At 50.5% G+C, this 17,589-nt stretch carries 19 protein-coding genes and 1 tRNA gene; 8 read left to right on the top strand and 12 right to left on the bottom strand.

Annotated elements, in window-relative coordinates; all coding sequences use genetic code 11:
- Window positions 1–24 precede the first annotated feature (24 nt).
- The 8 genes from purE to EAO33_RS05380 are packed head-to-tail and all read left to right on the top strand — an operon-like array spanning window position 25 to window position 10,397.
- Entirely contained in the window at window positions 25–531 is a 507-nt protein-coding gene (gene purE, locus EAO33_RS05415) for a 5-(carboxyamino)imidazole ribonucleotide mutase (RefSeq protein ID WP_120945717.1), read from the top strand.
- Entirely contained in the window at window positions 524–1,237 is a 714-nt protein-coding gene (gene purC / locus EAO33_RS05410) for a phosphoribosylaminoimidazolesuccinocarboxamide synthase (RefSeq protein ID WP_120945715.1), read from the top strand. Before purE ends, purC begins: the two co-directional genes overlap by 8 nt.
- A gap of 8 nt (window positions 1,238–1,245) precedes the next feature.
- Window positions 1,246–2,646: an amidophosphoribosyltransferase gene (purF, locus tag EAO33_RS05405; RefSeq protein ID WP_120945713.1), complete on the top strand. Its 1,401-nt coding sequence runs from the start codon at window positions 1,246–1,248 to the stop codon at window positions 2,644–2,646.
- 9 nt (window positions 2,647–2,655) lie between these two features.
- Window positions 2,656–3,663: a phosphoribosylformylglycinamidine cyclo-ligase gene (gene purM / locus EAO33_RS05400; RefSeq protein ID WP_120945711.1), complete on the top strand. Its 1,008-nt coding sequence runs from the start codon at window positions 2,656–2,658 to the stop codon at window positions 3,661–3,663.
- Window positions 3,657–4,358 carry an IMP cyclohydrolase gene (locus tag EAO33_RS05395; protein ID WP_235853071.1) on the top strand — a complete coding sequence of 234 codons (702 nt, stop codon included), beginning with the start codon at window positions 3,657–3,659 and terminating at the stop codon, window positions 4,356–4,358. Before purM ends, EAO33_RS05395 begins: the two co-directional genes overlap by 7 nt.
- Entirely contained in the window at window positions 4,358–5,518 is a 1,161-nt protein-coding gene (locus tag EAO33_RS05390; protein ID WP_120945709.1) for a phosphoribosylaminoimidazolecarboxamide formyltransferase, read from the top strand. The genes EAO33_RS05395 and EAO33_RS05390 overlap by 1 nt, the downstream gene beginning before the upstream one ends.
- 8 nt (window positions 5,519–5,526) lie before the next feature.
- The gene (purD, locus tag EAO33_RS05385; RefSeq protein WP_120945707.1) at window positions 5,527–6,756 is read left to right on the top strand and encodes a phosphoribosylamine--glycine ligase; all 1,230 of its coding nucleotides are present in this window, start codon (window positions 5,527–5,529) and stop codon (window positions 6,754–6,756) included.
- A complete protein-coding gene (locus tag EAO33_RS05380) occupies window positions 6,753–10,397 on the top strand; it encodes a phosphoribosylformylglycinamidine synthase (protein WP_120945705.1) in 3,645 nt (1,214 codons plus the stop codon). Before purD ends, EAO33_RS05380 begins: the two co-directional genes overlap by 4 nt.
- Before the next feature lie 5 nt (window positions 10,398–10,402).
- Here the strand turns inward: EAO33_RS05380 and EAO33_RS05375 are convergent.
- The 12 genes from EAO33_RS05375 to EAO33_RS05320 all read right to left on the bottom strand — a co-directional run.
- Window positions 10,403–10,487 (bottom strand) — tRNA-Leu (locus tag EAO33_RS05375).
- Between the two features lie 42 nt (window positions 10,488–10,529).
- Window positions 10,530–11,825, bottom strand: coding sequence for a Na+/H+ antiporter family protein (locus EAO33_RS05370; protein WP_120945703.1), 1,296 nt, complete (start codon window positions 11,823–11,825; stop codon window positions 10,530–10,532).
- Window positions 11,822–12,733: a nitrilase-related carbon-nitrogen hydrolase gene (locus EAO33_RS05365; protein ID WP_120945701.1), complete on the bottom strand. Its 912-nt coding sequence runs from the start codon at window positions 12,731–12,733 to the stop codon at window positions 11,822–11,824. Before EAO33_RS05365 ends, EAO33_RS05370 begins: the two co-directional genes overlap by 4 nt.
- Before the next feature lie 8 nt (window positions 12,734–12,741).
- Window positions 12,742–13,380, bottom strand: a complete 639-nt coding sequence (gene lpoB, locus EAO33_RS05360; protein ID WP_120945699.1) for a penicillin-binding protein activator LpoB — start codon at window positions 13,378–13,380, stop codon at window positions 12,742–12,744.
- Complete coding sequence (locus tag EAO33_RS05355) at window positions 13,377–13,781, bottom strand: hypothetical protein (protein WP_120945697.1); 405 nt, start codon at window positions 13,779–13,781, stop codon at window positions 13,377–13,379. Before EAO33_RS05355 ends, lpoB begins: the two co-directional genes overlap by 4 nt.
- A 3-nt stretch (window positions 13,782–13,784) precedes the next feature.
- Window positions 13,785–14,297 carry an LPP20 family lipoprotein gene (locus EAO33_RS05350; protein WP_120945695.1) on the bottom strand — a complete coding sequence of 171 codons (513 nt, stop codon included), beginning with the start codon at window positions 14,295–14,297 and terminating at the stop codon, window positions 13,785–13,787.
- A 54-nt stretch (window positions 14,298–14,351) separates the two neighbouring features.
- The gene (gene rpsR, locus EAO33_RS05345) at window positions 14,352–14,606 is read right to left on the bottom strand and encodes a 30S ribosomal protein S18 (protein ID WP_120945693.1); all 255 of its coding nucleotides are present in this window, start codon (window positions 14,604–14,606) and stop codon (window positions 14,352–14,354) included.
- 14 nt (window positions 14,607–14,620) lie between these two features.
- Window positions 14,621–15,067, bottom strand: coding sequence for a single-stranded DNA-binding protein (ssb, locus tag EAO33_RS05340; RefSeq protein ID WP_120945691.1), 447 nt, complete (start codon window positions 15,065–15,067; stop codon window positions 14,621–14,623).
- The gene (gene rpsF / locus EAO33_RS05335; RefSeq protein ID WP_120945689.1) at window positions 15,060–15,482 is read right to left on the bottom strand and encodes a 30S ribosomal protein S6; all 423 of its coding nucleotides are present in this window, start codon (window positions 15,480–15,482) and stop codon (window positions 15,060–15,062) included. Before rpsF ends, ssb begins: the two co-directional genes overlap by 8 nt.
- A gap of 63 nt (window positions 15,483–15,545) precedes the next feature.
- Window positions 15,546–16,532 (bottom strand): DNA polymerase III subunit delta, encoded by a 987-nt coding sequence (gene holA, locus EAO33_RS05330; protein WP_120945687.1) that lies wholly within the window; start codon window positions 16,530–16,532, stop codon window positions 15,546–15,548.
- A gap of 5 nt (window positions 16,533–16,537) precedes the next feature.
- A complete protein-coding gene (locus EAO33_RS05325) occupies window positions 16,538–17,347 on the bottom strand; it encodes a shikimate dehydrogenase (protein WP_120945685.1) in 810 nt (269 codons plus the stop codon).
- A partial coding sequence (locus EAO33_RS05320; RefSeq protein WP_205589513.1) for an SH3 domain-containing protein occupies window positions 17,337–17,589 on the bottom strand: 253 nt, incomplete at its 5' end. The genes EAO33_RS05320 and EAO33_RS05325, both read right to left, overlap by 11 nt.

Raw genomic sequence — 17,589 nt, 5'->3', positions numbered from 1 at the left:
CCTATATCCATACAAAGGCCTCTTATGAAAAAAATCGCCATTGTGATGGGGAGTCAAAGCGATTTGCCCATTATACAGCCCGCGATCGCGCTTTTAGAAGAATTCCAAGCACCCTTTATGGTGCGCGTGCTCTCAGCACACCGCACCCCGCATGCCTTGCATGAGTTCGTGTTACAAGCCCCCCAAAACGATATAGGGGTCTTCATCGCAGCCGCGGGCAAATCCGCGCACTTGGCTGGGGTGATCGCTTCTTTGAGCATTTTACCCGTGATCGCCCTGCCCATTCTCACCCAAGATTTAGGCGGGCTAGACTCTCTGCTTTCCAGCGTGCAAATGCCTAGCGGAGTCCCAGTAGCTTGCGTGGGGATCAACGCCGCACAAAACGCCGCCTTGCTTGCCCTAGAGATTCTAGCCCTACACGAGGCCGCGCTAGCAGAGAAGTTACAACAAGCCCGCCATGACAATGAAGCCAAGATTCTCCAAGCGGATCGCGCCCTCTCATCTCAATTTCACAAGGAACCCCATGCTTGAAACCCCATGCCACTTACTCTATGAAGGCAAAGCCAAAAAGGTTTACACCACGACTAACCCAGAACACTACATCGTGGAGTATAAGGACGATGCCACCGCCTTCAATGGGGTTAAAAAAGCCACTTTGCAAGGCAAGGGCGCGCTAAATAACCGCATTAGCAATTATTTGATGCAATATCTTCAAACACGGGGCATTTGTACGCATTTTCTTCAAGAACTCAGCCCCACCCAAACCCGGGTTAAAAAGCTCACCATGTTCGCTTTAGAGGTGATTGTGCGCAATCTAGCGGCGGGTTCTATGGCTAAACGCTTGGGATTGCAAGAGGGCATGCCCTTTAAAGCCCCTGTGCTGGAGTTTTGCTATAAAAACGATGCGTTAGGCGATCCGCTCATCAATGAGGATCACGCCCTAGCTTTAAAACTGGCTGCCCCTAGTGAGTTGCAAACTTTACGCGCACACGCCCTGCAGATCAATACCCTTTTGCAAGCCTATTTACAAGAGAAGGGGATTATCTTGGTGGATTTCAAATTAGAATTTGGCAAGGACGCGCAAGGGCAAATTGTGCTAGGCGATGAGATTTCTCCAGACACTTGTCGTTTTTGGGATGCACAGACGCGCCAAAAATTAGACAAAGATCGCTTTAGAGAGGATTTAGGCGATGTGTGCCAAGCTTACGAGGTGATTTGGCAAAAAGTTTCTAATTAGGGTTGCTGATGTCAGAGCTCAAGGAAGAATGCGGGGTTTTTGGAGCTTTTGCTCCCCAGATGGCTGATTTAGCCCCCCTAGCCTATAGCGCGCTGTGTGCCCTGCAACATAGAGGTCAAGAGGGTTGCGGGATCGCCCTCTGCTGTGAGGGGCATTTTAGTTACCACAAAAATACAGGGTTGGTCAATGAGGTCTTTGATCAAGCCACCTTGCAAAGGCTGGGGAAGGGCGAGGTGTGCATCGGGCATGTGCGCTATTGCACCACGGGGGAAAATAGCCGCACCAACACCCAACCCCTCCTCATCCAGCACATTAAAGAACCCCTAGCCATCGCCCACAATGGGAACTTAGTTAACGCCGTAGAATTGCGCCGTGAATTAGAATTGCAGGGCTGTATTTTCCACACCTCTAGCGATACGGAGGTGATTCTCTATCTCATCGCCCAGCACCGCTTAAAGAGTGCCACCCTAGAAGAGGCGATTCAACACTGCATGGCGGTGTTACAAGGGGCTTATTGTTTGGTGGTGATGTCCCCTAACAAACTTGTGGCTGTGCGCGATCCCCTGGGGTTTCGCCCCCTATGCTTTGGCAAAAGCGATCAGGGAGTGGACATTGTGGCTTCTGAGAGTTGTGCTTTGGACGCGCTGGGGGCTAGTTTCACGCGCGATGTTGCCCCAGGGGAGATTATAAGCTTTAGCGCACGGGGGATTGAAAGCATCACCACCCCTCCTAAGTCGCACAAAATCTGCTCCTTTGAATACATCTACTTTGCCCGTGCGGATTCCATGCTGGAGGGTAAGAGCGTGCATTTAGCGCGCATGCGCGCAGGGCAATACCTAGCCAAAACCCACCCCGCTAATGCCGATGTGGTGGTGGGCGTGCCCGATTCGGGGATCGATGCCGCTTTGGGCTACTCCAAAGAGTCTAAAATTCCCTACGCCATAGGTTTTATCAAAAATCGCTACATCACGCGCACCTTTATCGCGCCCCAACAAGAACGCAGCGAAAAACTGCGCCTAAAACTCAATGTGGTGATTCCTAATATCCGTGGTAAGCGCGTCGTCTTGATTGATGACTCCATTGTGCGGGGCAACACCACGCGGCGCATTGTGAAACTCTTGCGCGATGTAGGGGTCAAGGAAATCCACATGCGTGTGTCTTCCCCCCCCTTCATCAACCCCTGCTACTATGGCACAGATGTGGACTCCCAAGAGCACCTTATCGCCCACAACCACAGCCTAGAGCAGATCACCAAGATTTTGGATTTGGATTCGTTGGCTTACTTGCCCTTAGAGGGGGTTGCCTTCATGTTAGAGGGAAGCGGATTTTGTGCAGCATGTTTTGGGGGAGGTTATCCTACACCCACCCCCACGCACTCCACCCCCCTAAAAGCCCCTACCCACATCTAAAGGAACACAATGCAATCTTATAAAAGCGCGGGCGTGGATATTCAGGCAGGCTATGAGTCTGTAGAGCGCATTAAAAAGCACATCGCACGCACCAAAATCCAAGCCTTTAATCAGATCGGAGGATTTGGAGGACTATTTGCCCTAGACACACAGGGCATGACGCGCCCTATTTTAGTCAGCGGAGCCGATGGCGTGGGCACAAAACTCAAATTCGCTTTCATGCTCGATTGCCATGAGAGTATCGGTATAGATTGTGTTGCCATGTGTGTAAATGATGTGCTATGCGTGGGGGCTAAACCCTTGTTCTTTTTAGACTATCTCGCTTTGGATAAAAACGAACCTAGCAAGGTGGAGAGCATTGTTAAGGGCATTGCACAGGGCTGTGTATTAGCAGGCTGTGAACTCTTGGGGGGAGAAACAGCCGAAATGCCCGGCTTTTACGCCTCAGAGGAATACGATCTAGCGGGCTTTTGCGTGGGAGTGGTGGATGAATCTAAAATCCTCCAGCCCCAGCGCGTGCAAGCAGAGGATGTGATTATAGGACTGGCTTCTAGCGGGCTACACTCCAATGGCTTTTCTCTAGTGCGTAAAATCTTAAGCGATCGCCATATTGATCCCCTTACTTATACCCTTGAGGGGCAAAATCTCGCCCAAATGCTCCTAACCCCCACAAAAATTTATGCCAAACCCCTTTTAAAACTTTTAGCACACATCCCTATCAAATCCATCGCCCACATCACGGGAGGGGGCTTTTTTGAAAATATCCCGCGCGCTTTGCCTCAAGGGCTAGGGGTTAAGATCACACGCGCTAGCTTCCCCACCCCCCCCATTTTTGACTTTTTGTGCACGGATTTATCCCAAAAAGAGACCTTTGGGGTGTTTAACATGGGCATTGGCATGGTGTGCGTGTTATCCCCACAGCACGCTCAAGAGGCGATCGCGCTCTTAGAGGCAGAGGGGGAAAGTGCCTACTTACTAGGAGTGGTCCAAGAAGGTGCGGGGGTGCAATTATGCTAATTTCTCACCTTTTAAATACCCAACGCTACTTTGGACGCGGGATTCTAGTGGGTGCGACTCCTTGTGGCAACTACGCCTTTTGGGGTTATTTTTTAATGGGGCGTAGCGCGCAAAGCCAAAACCGCCTTTTCACACAGCAAGATCACAATATCCACATCGCCTTCATCACTCCACCCAGTGGAGACACTTCTTTAATTTTCTACCCCCCTATTATCCACCAAGACCCCCATGTCATTATCACCAATGGGAGTCAAACCCAAGTGATCGCCCAAGCCTTAAACAAGAAAGAGAGTTTTTACCAAGCCCTACACACCCAGAGTTTTGAGCCCGATTCTCCCCATTTTACCCCACGCATTAGCGCACTGATCCAGCTCAAAGATCAAGGCTTTAGCTACCAGATGAGCTTGATTAAAGCCCTCAGAGGCGCAAATACCCTTGTGTGTAGTCGCTATTTCTACGACTATGAGAGCTTGCCCGGGCGCGGGCATTTTTTGCACACCTACGCCCATGATGCCACCCCCCTGCCTTCCTTTTGTGGCGAACCCAAACAGATTGCCATCCCCCCTAACTTAGAAGAATTTGGCGCGCAAATTTGGCAGCATTTAGACCCCACCTATAAAGTAGCCCTTTGCGTGCAATCTATGCATGTGCACACCCACCAAGTCCAAACCCTCATTTTCAATAAGGACACTTAATGCCCTCCATCCCCCTTAAATACGGCACCAACCCTCACCAAGCCCAAGCCAGCCTCTCTGCTGAATTTATGCCCTTGCAAGTGCTCAATGGCACGCCCAGCTACATTAATTTCTTAGACGCGCTGAACGCCTACCAATTAGTCAAGGAACTCCAAGAGGTTACCAAGCACCCTTGTGCCACTTCTTTTAAGCACGCCAGCCCCACCAGCGCGGCTTTAGCCCAGCCCCTAGAGGACACACACCTTAAAGCCTATTTCTTAGAGAACATCCCCGATCTCAACGCCTCTCCCATCGCTACGGCTTATGCACGCGCCAGAGGAGCGGATCGTCTGAGTTCTTTTGGGGATTTTGTGGCTCTGAGCCAACCCTGTGATCTAACCTGTGCGCGCCTGCTAGCCCAAGAAGTTTCTGATGGAATCATCGCCCCGGATTTTGAGGTAGAGGCACTAGAGCTACTCAAGCAAAAGAAAAAGGGGGGCTATATCATCTTACAAATAGACCCTAGCTACACGCCCCCCCTCTTAGAAAAGCGCGAAGTCTTTGGCATCACCTTGCAACAAGAGCGCAACCACGCCCCAATTACCCCCGCCCTTTTAGATCACATTGTTACACGCAAGAAAACCCTCCCCCCCAGTGCTAAAGAAGACTTGCTACTCGCCCTCATCACCCTCAAATACACCCAGTCTAACTCCATTTGTTTGGCTTATCAAGGGCAGGCTATTGGGGTAGGGGCGGGGCAGCAATCGCGCATCCACTGCACCAAGATCGCCACAGATAAAGCCGACCTTTGGCATTTGCGCACACACCCCAAAGTCTTAAATTTGCCCTTTAAAGAGGGTTTGAGTCGTCCTACAAAGGACAATCTCATCTATGCGTATTTGACCCATGGGCTAAATGAGGTGGATATGTCATGTCTAACACACCCCATCGCGCCTTTCAGTCCCCAAGAGCGTGCGGACTATTTAGAGGGCATAGAGGGCGTGAGTTTGGGGAGCGATGCCTTTTTTCCTTTCAGCGATAGTTTGGAGCGCGCAGCCCAAAGTGGGGTGCGCTATGTCGCCCAGAGTGGGGGGAGCAAGCAGGATGCTAGCGTAATTGAGGCATGCGATCGTTTAGGGATGGTGATGGCTTTTACTTCGTTGCGTTTATTTCACCACTAGGAGGATTTATGAAAATTGCCATCATCGGATCAGGGGGACGCGAACACGCCATTATCAAAAAAATCTCCCCCCAGCACCAGCTCTTTGCTATTCCGGGCAATGCGGGCATGGGCGTGCCATGCCTAGATATTCCCGTGAATAACACCCAGGATATTCTAGCTTTCGCCAAGCGCGAACAACTAGATTTCATCATCGTTGCCCCCGATAACCCTTTAGTGGCGGGTTTGGTGGATGTGCTTGAGGATGCGGGCTTTGCCTGCTTTGGACCCAGAAAAAGCGGGGCGCAATTAGAGGGGAGCAAAATTTTTGCCAAAGAGTTTATGCAACGCCACCATATCCCCACCGCACCCTACCACGCCTTTAGTTGTTTTGAGGAAGCCGTAGCTTTTTTAAGCGCACAGAAAACTTTTCCTATCGTGATCAAGGCAGACGGGTTAGCCTTTGGCAAGGGGGTGCGCGTGATCTCTGGGCTAGAAGAGGGGTTGGCTTATCTCAAAGCCTTAATGGTAGAGCGTGTCTTTGGAGAGAGTGGAGCGCAAGTGCTCATTGAGGAGTTTTTAGAGGGCAGAGAGGCCTCTGTGCTGGCCTTTTGTGATGGAATCACGCTCAAGCCCATGCTCTCAGCCATGGATTACAAAAGAGCTTTAGAGGGCAATCGGGGTCTTAACACCGGAGGCATGGGTTGTATTGCGCCCAATCCCTATTTCACTCCCCAAATCGCCAAAGAGTGCCAAGAAAAGATTTTTGCCCCCACCCTTAGGGGTATTCAAGCAGACAAACTAGATTTTCGAGGCTGTCTTTACTTTGGACTGATGCTCACGGATCAGGGCGTTAAAGTCGTAGAATATAACTGTCGCTTTGGCGACCCAGAGGCTCAAACCTTGTTCCCCCTGCTCCAAAGCGATCTACTAGAGATCATGCAAGCCTGTGCCAAACAAAAACTCGCCCAGCAAGAAGTGCGCTTTGCGCCCGATCATGCCTGCTGTGTCGTGCTGACTTCACAGGGCTACCCCCAAGATTTTGAAGTAGGGCATGCCTTAAGCTACCCTCCAGAGTTAGACATTTGCTTTGCAGGGGTCAAGCGCACTCAAGAGGGGCTGTGTAATGCCAGCGGACGCGTGCTTTCCATTACCAGCACCGCCCCCACTTTACAAGAGGCGCGTGCGTTGAGCTACGCGCGCATGGCTAAAATTTCCCTTAAAAATGGCTATTACCGCCAAGACATCGGGCAATTATGATAATCTATGTGCAAAAAAAAGCGGGGTTTGACTTTATAGCCCAGCACCTTTGCGCCCAGTTGCGCGAAGTGTTAGCCCTTCCCCATTTAGAACGCGTGGGGGTTATCAACGCTTACTTAGTGGAAAATATGACCCCTGAGGACTTGGAGCGCGCGCGCGCTATTGTCTTTAGCGAACCTCAGGTAGACGATCTCTTAGAGGATTTGGAGCTGGAGGATTGTGATACACATTTTGCGATTCAAACCCTCAAGGGGCAATTTTGCCCCAGAAGCCATGCTGCTATGACCTGCTTGCAAATGCTTAACCCCAATGCTCCCACTCCCCTTGTTGAGCACGCCACGATCTATAAAATCTATGGCAAACTCCAACCTGATGAGTTGGATCGCGTGCGTGCTTATCTTACTAACCCCTTAGAAAACCACGAGGTGGCTTTGCCCTTGCAACGCGCGCGCGCGCTCACCCCTACCCCTCCCCCTCAAGAAATCTTTGATCTTAGAGCCATTTCTAACAAAGAAGCTTTTCTTGCTAAACACCATTTAGCCCTCTCTTGTGCGGATTTAGACCTTATTGCCAAGCACCTCCCCTCTCTGAATTTCTTAGAGCTTAAAATCCTAGACACCTTTTGGTCCGATCACTGCCGCCACACCACCTTTCATACAGAGTTAGAGATTAACACGCAGAATCCTCTCGCCCAAGAGATTTTAGCCCAATACATGGCGATGCGCGAGGAACTCAAACACAGCAAACCCATCAGTTTGATGGACCTCTCTACGATCATGGCTAAATCTCTCAAGGCTAAAGATCGGGCGCGCGCGTGGGTGGTGGGCGCAGAGAACAATGCCTGCACGCTCAATATCACGCTCAACACTCCCAAAGGTCTAAAGCCTTATTATCTCTTTTTCAAGAACGAAACCCACAACCACCCCACAGAGATCGAACCCTACGGGGGGGCTTCTACTTGCATCGGGGGGGCGATTCGCGACCCCCTTTCTGCACGCGGAGTGGTCTATGCGGGGATTCGTATTTCTGGGTGCGCTAATCCACTTGAACCCATCGCCCAAACTAGAGCGGGCAAGCTCCCCCAGAGAAAAATCGCGCTAGGGGCTTCTGAGGGCTTTAGTGCTTATGGGAATCAAATCGGGGTGGCTACTGGGCTGGTGCATGAAGTCTACCACCCCGGTTACAAGGCAAAGCATTTAGAATTAGGTGCCGTGGTGGGTTGCGCACCCCAAGATCATGTGCGCTCTTTAGAGCCCCAGAGTGGGGATGTAGTGGTGTTGGTGGGGGGACGCACGGGGCGCGATGGCTTAGGGGGGGCTAGCGGGTCTTCACAAGCCCACCACACCCAGTCCCTAGAGCTGTGTGGCGCGCAAGTGCAAAAGGGAGATGCCCCCAAGGAGCGCAAACTCCAGCGACTCATGGGCAATCCCAAATTTTGCCAGTTGATCAAACGCTGTAATGATTTTGGAGCCGGGGGGGTGAGTGTGGCTATTCCTGAGCTAGCCCCCAGTGGGGTGCGTATCCATTTGGATGCCATGCCCACTAAATATGAGGGACTAAGCCCCTTTGATTTAGCCCTAAGCGAATCTCAAGAGCGCATGGCGATGCTTATAGAGGCTAAAGACTTGGAGGCATTTCAAGCCCATTGTGAGAGCGAGGGAGTGTTGAGCGCACCCATCGCCCAGATCACCACAAGCCAAGCCCTAGAGATGTATTTTCAAGAGGAGCTTGTGGCGCGCATTCCCATGGCTTTACTCCACAGCCACGGCGCGCCCCGTTTCGCGTATGCCCAGATTCCAAACCCTTCCAAGCCTCCCAAGCACACTTACAATTTCTTAGAAAGTTTCAGGCAGTTGGCAGCTGATTTAAACCAAAGCACCCCACGGGGCTTAATAGAACAATTTGACTCCACCATCGGGGGCAATAGCATTTTCATGCCTTTAGGAGGGGTTTACCAAGCCACCCCCATCCAAGCAATGGCGCATAAAATTCCCTTTGAGGATACCTCTACTTGTTCCCTAGTGGCTTTTGGATTTGACCCCTACACATGCGATCAAGACCCCATCAAAGGGGGGTATATGGCTGTAATTGAGAGTGTGTGTAAACTGGTGGCATGCGGAGCACAATGCCATGATATTTACCTGAGTTTTCAAGAGTATTTTGAGTCTTTGGGTACAGACGCGCATAAATGGGGCAAACCTGTTGGGGTGTTGCTAGGCGCACTCTTAGCCCAGCAACGCCTGCAAATCGCTTGTATTGGGGGTAAGGATTCGATGAGTGGGAGTTTTGAGGACTTGAGCGTGCCCCCCACCTTTGTGAGCTTTGCCTTTTGTGCCCAAGAGAGCACCCATTTAATTAGCCCAGAGTTCAAAGCCCCCGGGCATTTTGTCTACTTGCTACAAGCCCCCTTAGACGCGCACGGGCTACCCACTCAGCTAGAGGCGTTGTTTGAAAGCTTGCACGCCCATATTATCCAAAAACGCGTGATCTCTGCCTATGCGCTGGGGGCTAGGGGAGTGGCTCAGGCACTAATCCACATGAGTTTAGGCAATCGCATTGGGGTAGAGCTAGAAGATAATCTGAATTTAGATACCCTCTTTGTGCCCGGTTATGGAGGCTTTGTGCTAGAGAGCGTGCAGGAGCTAGAGAGGGGGCTTAAGTTGGGACGCACCAGCACACAAGGGCATATCAAATTGGGTAAAGATAGCCTTCCTCTTGGCGATCTGCAAAGAGAGCCTCTAGATTCTATCTACCCCACCCACGCCCCAAGCCCTCCCCCCTGCACTTTGCCCCAAGCCATGCGCCCTCTAAACCCCCCTTCAGCGCGCGCTAAAATCGCCAAGCCCCGCGTGCTCATCCCTATTTTTCCGGGCACCAACTGCGAAGAGGACACCCAAAGGGCTTTTGAGAGAGCAGGGGCATTGGTGCAGACCTTGATCATCAACGATCTCACCCCTCAGCATAGCGCACAAGCCATCACCCAGATGCAAAAAGCCCTACAAAACACCCAGATTTTATTCTTACCGGGAGGATTCTCCGGGGCTGATGAACCTGATGGGGCGGCTAAATTGATCAAAGCCTTTTTCTCTAATATGAAGCTGCAAGAGATATTGAATGCGTTTTTAGAGAATCGAGATGGACTTATTGGAGGGATTTGCAATGGGTTTCAAGCCCTGCTCAAATTAGGGCTATTGCCCTTTGGGCGCATCACTCCCTCTAAACCTCATCACCCTACCCTTTTGCCTAACGCCATTTTACGCCACCAAAGTAAAATTGTGCGTGTGCGTGTGATCTCTAATGCCTCACCATGGTTGAGTGCCACGCAAAAAGGGGCGATCTATGCTGTGCCCATTTCGCATGGTGAGGGGCGTTTCTTTGCTCCACAACAAACTCTTATAGAGCTCGCCCAGCGCGATCAAATTGCCACGCAATATGTCAATTTAAAAGGGCAAGTGAGTTTAGACACCGCTTTTAATCCCAATGGTTCGCTCTGTGGCATTGAGGGGATCACCTCGCCCTGTGGGCGTGTCTTTGGGAAAATGGGGCATAGCGAACGGGTGGGCGCACAGCTGTATAAAAATGTGGAGGGGAACTATGCCATGCCTATTTTTGAGGGGGCTGTGAAGTATTTTGGTGAGTAAGGGAGTGGTGCGGAAGAGAGGAATCGAACCTCCACGCTTTGCAGCGTCAGATCCTAAGTCTGGTGCGTCTACCAATTTCGCCACTTCCGCAAAACGCCCATTCTACATTTTTTAAGATTAAAGCCCCCTGAATTAAAGCAAGAGTGCCCCAATCGTGCCAAAGACAATGAGGGGGATGTTGTAAACCAAAAAGGTGGGTAAACAGGTGTCATAGATATGGCTGTGTTGCCCATCCGCATTGAGTCCGGTAGTGGGTCCAATGGTGCTATCAGAAGCAGGTGAGCCCGCATCGCCTAGCGCAGCGGCTATCCCCACTAGCAAAATGGTCGCAGAGGTGCTAAAGCCCAAAGCCACACACAAGGGGCAATAAAAGGCGGCGATGATGGGGATTGTGCCAAAGGAGGTGCCAATGCCTATGGTGATGAAAAGCCCGATAGCCAACATCAACAGCGCGCCCTCTAGTTTGGTAGAAACCAAGCTGGAAGTCGCGCTCACTAAATCCGCGATGGCATGGGTTTTTTGCAACACCTCTCCAAAACCAGCCGCCACCAACATCACAAAGGCCACAAAGGCCATCATCTTCACGCCCTCATCAATGACGCTATCCATTTCCCTCCACTTAACCACACGCCCGGCCAACATCACCATAAGCCCTATAAATGCCCCTAAAGGCAAAGACCCCGTGCTCAACTGCACCACAAAGGCTAACACAATGCCCAAGAGCGTCAAGTAATCGCGCCAGCCTAACTGGAGGTTTTGATCGCTTTGAATCTCCAAGCTCTCCTTGTAAAGGCGTGGTTTTTTATACAGCACCAAAACAGCCCCTATTAAGCCTACCAACATCGCCAGTCCAGCCACAGACATCACGCCAACCACCTGGGAGAGGGTTGTAGACACGCCATTTTGATTCAAATTTTCCACCAGTAGGTTGAGAAAAATCAAGCCAAAGCCCGCAGGGATCGTCATGTAGGGGGCTTGCAAACCAAAAGTTAGCGCGCATGCCACCGCGCGTCTATCTAGTTGCAGGCGATTCATCAAGTGCAAAAGCGGGGGGATCAAAATGGGGATAAAGGCGATATGCACGGGGATGAGATTTTGTGAAAAACAAGCCACAAAGGCGATCAGAAAACACAGGGTTGTCGCCTTTTTGTCCATCACCCCCACCAACTTATGCAAGAGCACCTTGATGAGATTCCCACTTGAGATCATCACAGCTAGCGCGCCCAAGAGAATATAACTCAAGGCGGTTTCTAAATTGCCATGCATGCCCTCGATCATGATCTGCGTTGTCTTCACTACGCCAAGATGCCCCATGACACCTGCTACTAGACTCGCCGCGATAATGGCAAGCAAAATATTCAGGCGCGCCAAACTCAAACCCACCATCACAATGACGGACACCACCGCCGGGTTACTCCATAAGGTCATTGCGCCACCCGTTTTAGCAGATCGCCATAGGCTTCAATGCGCCGATCTCTAAAAAAGGGCCACACCAAGCGTGTTGCCCTACTTTCCTCCAAATCTAGGCGCGCGTGGATAATCTCCTCCTCTTCTCCTCCCAAGGCTAATTCCTTGCCAAAAGCCCCATAAATAAAGCTAGAGCCAAAGAAAACTAACCCATGTGTGTGTCCAGAGGGGTCTAATTCTAATCCCACGCGGTTAGAGGTGATCACAGGCATTACATTGGCGATGCTATGCCCGCGTTGCACCCCACGCCATGCCTCTCTTTGCAAAAGCTTGTCTTGCAAACTCTCACTTGAATCGTTAAACCACCCAATCGCGCTAGGGTAAATGAGCACATCGGCTTGTTTGAGTGCCATGATGCGCGCAGCTTCAGGATACCATTGATCCCAGCACACCAACACCCCCAAATTCCCCACACTGGTTGCAATGGGCGCAAAAGCGTCCCCGGGGGTGAAGTAAAACTTCTCATAAAAGCGCGGATCATCGGGGATATGCATTTTCCTTTGCACGCCAGCAAGCGTGCCATCTGCTTCAAACACCACCGCGTTATTGGAAAACACTCCCTCCATACGCTTTTCAAACAGAGAACTCACCAACACCACTCTATGTTCCTTAGCCAAGTGGCTATAAAACTCCATGTCTTGGGGGTAGTGTTGGGCTAGGGTAAAATAGTTTGAATCTTCATGCTGGCAAAAATACGCATAAGGGTGCAATTCAGGCAAAACCACCAAATTTAAACTAGGGTAGGCACGCTTGGCTTCCTCTAGCATGCGCGCGCCATGGCGCAAGGTGGCTAGGCGATCCCCTTGGTAGGCATGCTGCAAGATCGCCACCTCGAGATAGCGCGCTTGAGTGCTCTCGCGTCCACGCAATTTAGCCCCTACCAAGACACGGACTTATTGCTACCCAATTTAGAGATGGGGAACTCGCGACTCCACACCTCTAGCCCGTTTTTAATGCTGGTTAAAGACAGAATAAAGATGTAATCAATGCGTTGTTTGCTCGAACTCACCCGCGCGTTTCTTTGGATTACCTTGCCACTCAAAGAGAGATCGGGAGCGCGCAAAGTGCCTTTTTCTTGGGTGGTTTCTTGGTTGAATTCCTCATTATTGCGCAATTGACGCACCTTGCTAATCATCTTGTCCTCACTCCCTCCACTCCCTGCGATCGCTCTAGTAACATAGAATTTATTATGCACTTGGTCTTTCAGGGTTTGCAACACCAATTGGGTGAGTTGTTCGGTGTCAAAATGCTGCATGGTGTCGTTGATCACATCGGAAACGGCAATGACTTTAGGGCTAGCCAAATGTTGCACATCGGGACTAGCCAGCATAGAAGTTACGGCGGTCTTGGCTGCGTCTTCAATGTCTTGGTAATCTAGACCGGCAGTGGCGTATTTTTTAGATTCTTGATCTTGTTTGGAGATGTAACTCACATTTTGCCCACAGCCTGCAAGCACTAAGACCCCAAGCACGCATGAGGTCCAAAGGCGTTTATTAAAAGCAATCTTAGATGTCATAACTTTTCCTGCGGTTTTTTGGTATTGTCCTGTGTGGCGGGGGTGTCTTTAGAGACGGGAGGGAGGGTCTTGGCGTTACTGGCATGCACATCTACCAAGGCGTAAGCCCTATCTTGGCTGATCCACTCGGCTTGGATTTTTGTCGCCCTAAGCTCCACATGGACTTGTTGGCGGTTTTGATCCCCAGAGAGGAAATCTGCTAGCTTGGCACGGGCTCTTGCGCCTGCCACACTCAAAGCGTTGTCTACATCGCCTTCCAAAATAGTGGCTACGCCACAAGCCACCACTTTATTCTCCTGTAATGTAGCTGGCTTGGCGCACTGACTCACCCACTTGGGCGCGCCCTGCGCGCAGGAGAATAGCAAAACACTCAAAACCCCAAAAACCCCCATCTTCAACATGGGTTACTGCAAACCTAGCTCAGATCGAATCTTAGAGACGATGCCCTGATCTAGCCCCACAAGCACCCAAACCTTGTCCTTGCCCACCCATCTAGCTAAGGGCTTACTAGCGACCAACACACGATCCACCTTTTCGTTGACACTGACGCTACTGTTCTTATCCAAAGACTTGCCATTTCGATTGGCTTGGCTTTGCACATCTTTAATCAACTCGCTTTTAAGATTGGTGGCTAGATTCGCCCTAGCAGCTGCCGCGGCCTGATCGGTGGCATAGCCCACATCGCCCTCCACAATATCATCCTCACCCCTACCCAAAAATACCGATGAATACTCTTTATTGCCAACCTTAATCTTATTGAGATCCCCATTCACCCACTTGGGCGCGTCTTTGGTTTGGGCGCGGTACTCCTTGTTTTCCTTGCTCACCCCAGACTTGGGCTCACCGCACCCCACAATAGCTAAAGCCACCACTACACTGCCTGCCATTAGAGCCCACGCAAACTTCTTAGAAACCATTCTCAACTCCTTTGTAAAATCTCGTCCATGCTATTGCACGAAAGTAACCCATCGTTAAACCCTAAAGGGGTTTTCCACGACCTTTTTGCGATCCACCACATAGGGGATCAAGGCCATGTGGCGCGCGCGCTTGATAGCCACCTCCACGCGTTCCTGCCACTTCTTGCTATTGCCCGTCAAACGCCTAGGCATGATTTTGTAGCGTTCTGAAAGGGAATAGCGCAGAAGTTCTAAATCCTTGTAGTCTATGAACTCCACCTTAGCCTCGGTGTATTTGCAATAGCGTTTAGAATAGCGTTTTTTTTCCATGACTTCCTTTCTGGTTAAAATGGCATGTCATCATTGACATCAATCTCTGGGACCTTTTCGGGCTCTTTTACCGGGTTGCTCAAACTTTTTGACTTATAGGGCGTGGCTTGTTCGAACGCGCCTCCGGCATTGTCGCGCTTGGAATCTAGCATCACTAAATTCTCAACCACCACGCTGTGCTTACTCCTCTTGTTGCCATACTGATCGTTCCAACTCTCAAATCTCAAACGCCCCTCCACCAACACCTTAGAACCCTTGTGCAGATATTGGCTAGCAATCTCAGCTGTGCGCCCCCAAAATTCCACATCTATAAAGCAGGTATCCTCTCCCTTTGTGCCATCTTGGCGTTTATAAACATGGTTGGTGGCAATCCCCCCCTTCCCAACCACACTCCCGCTAGCTAAGTGGCGCAACTCCACATCACGGGTAAAGTGCCCCACCAAGGTGATCTTATTAAACATCGCCCTCTCGGGGTTCTTGGGGTGTGGCAGGGAGTTCCTGGTGTTCTTTGAGGCGGGGTTGCTTAGCCTCTGCCCCGGGTTTTTTCAAGGCTCGATCGATGAGTGTCTGCCAAGCCTTTTGCTCTTTCTTGCTCTCATATTTGAGAATGATAAAGCGCAAGACATCTTCATTGATGCGATACAATCTCTCCAACTCCAACACCACCTCAGCCTGCGCTTTGAAGTAAATCACAAAGTAATAACCCCGTTTTTGCTTTTTGATTTCGTAAGCTAATTGCCTCTGACCCATGTCTAAGGTGGCTTCTATCACCCCCCCCTGCTTGCTGATCGCCTCTTGGTAAAAGGCTAGCTTGCTCTTGATCTCCTCTTCAACCATCGTGGATTTGAGGATAAACATTGTTTCATAATGCTTCAAAACATCTCCTTTTGGGTTGCGCCCTTTTGTAGCACAAAAGAGCAAGGTCTTAAGCCCCGCATTCTAGCCTATGCAATCTTGCACTTTGATTAAAAAATGCCAACTTGCCTGCGTGTTGCCCCGCATGCATTCTACATGCCAATCTCTAAGCCACTCAAATAGCGCGCGCATGTTTTGGATTTGTCCGGCGCGTCTACTGAGTTGCAAGATCACAGCTTGGGGCGGATTAAAACCTAAAATCTCTTTGGGCTGGATTTTGCCATGCACCCTAAGATAGCTAGCAAATAAAAAGAGCTGGTAAAAATGGCGCGTGAGCGCGCGCACTAATTCCACTCCATCGTTCCCCTCTGCTTGCAGGCGTGCAAAGACCTGTAAGCTCTGCGCTCTACTCTTAAACAACGCGTCTAACAACGCCTCCACCCCCACAGCCCCCATGTTCTCTAAACTCTCTTTCACTTCTGCTAGCCCTACCAAACCCCCCAGTAAGGACAATTTTTCTAATTCTTGATCGATGATACCCACATCGTGGTTATGCCACTCCAACAATAAATGTAAGGCAGGTGTTTCTATTTGTAAGCCCCGCGCTTGTGCCCTCTCTTGCAAGAGGGCGAGTAATTGGGTGGGAGTGGGGGTAAAAAAGCGCACCGCTACGATTTGCTCTTGGATTTTGGGATGGGTGAGTTGCGCGGCAAATTGCTTGCACTCTTGGATATAACTATGCTTTTTATGAGGATACAAGCCAATAAGTAGCGCGTTTTTGGGATGGCGTGCTAGTGTTTGCATTAAAGCACGGCTTTCTTTTGCCCCCAAAGCCTTATCCAATTTCAAATACACCACCACCCCCTCCCCAAATAGAGAGTCTTGACTCAATATTTCTAAGATCACCTTGAAGTCGTAATCGTTAAAGTAGAAGCGTTGCACTTGCGCCTGCGGGTAGCGATCCAAAATTTTTTGCGCGTAATGTTCAATGTAAAAGACATATTCCCCATAGAGTAAAGCCACCCTTGGGGTGGCGCGTTCTAGATAGCTGGATAATTCTTGTTGGTACATCGCGCCTAAAATACCACACTCTGCATGCTTGCTAACACTTGGGCGTAGGGCACACGCCCCGCACAAAAGTAGCCAAAACTCAAAGCCGCTTGGGCGATGAGCATCGCCTTTCCATCTAAGGTGCACACGCCCAAGTCTTGCGCCTTTTGTAAAAAGGGAGTTTTCACGCTGTAGATGAGATCGTAGGCGATTTTAGTTTGGCTTAACAATGCACTAAGGCATGCGCTCTCTAAGGGCAAACCCACCCCATCCATCCCTGCGCTTGTGGTGTTCACCACCAAATCATAGGGTGTGGGGTTTAACTGCGCGCTGAGAAAACAGGCTAACCCCTGCGTTTGAAACGGTTTTAATTTCTGTGCGCTACGGTTGACAACACTCACGCGCACCCCATGCGCGCATAAACTGGCAACCACGGCGCGGCTACTCCCCCCTGCTCCTACCACCAAAGCACTCTTAATGGGGATTGTCAACATGGACAGGGGCGCATAAAACCCCTCTATGTCCGTATTATAGCCCACTAAATCCCCCTCTTCTAGCACCCAAGTGTTGATCACCTCGATCTCTTTGGCTATACCACAAACCCTATCGCTCAAGCTATAGGCGATCTGCTTAAAAGGGGCGGTGATATTAGCCCCACTCAAACCCCGTCTTAAGAACTCTTCTTTCAAGCGCGCGCCCTCTTGGAGTAAAAAGGGTTCATAGCGTCCTTGGAAACCTAGCACGCGGGCAAAATCCCCAAAAGCTTTATTGTGCAAAAGAGGGGATTTAGAATGGGCAATAGGGTTGCCAAAGACCCCAAAATTTTTACTCTTCACGCGTAGGGCTCACCAATTTCAAATACACCCAACCCTTTTTAGTGCGCCCCCACCCATTTTTGATCTCTAGCACATGCACTTCTGCGCCACGCAAGAATCTAGCTGTAACTCTAGATTGGGTGCTAGGCAGGGCGCGTACATTGAGCACATCTACCACCACATAGTAGATGGTGCTAGGGGTGTGGGGTTGTGCAGGTTGGGGGGATTGTGGGGTTGGAGGGGTGCTAGGAGGTGGGGGGGGG

This window comes from Helicobacter labacensis, from assembly GCF_003660285.1.
In the GTDB taxonomy this organism is placed as follows: domain Bacteria; phylum Campylobacterota; class Campylobacteria; order Campylobacterales; family Helicobacteraceae; genus Helicobacter; species Helicobacter labacensis.
Note: the sequence above shows the minus strand (reverse complement) of the source record. Positions and strands in the feature narration are given on the sequence as shown.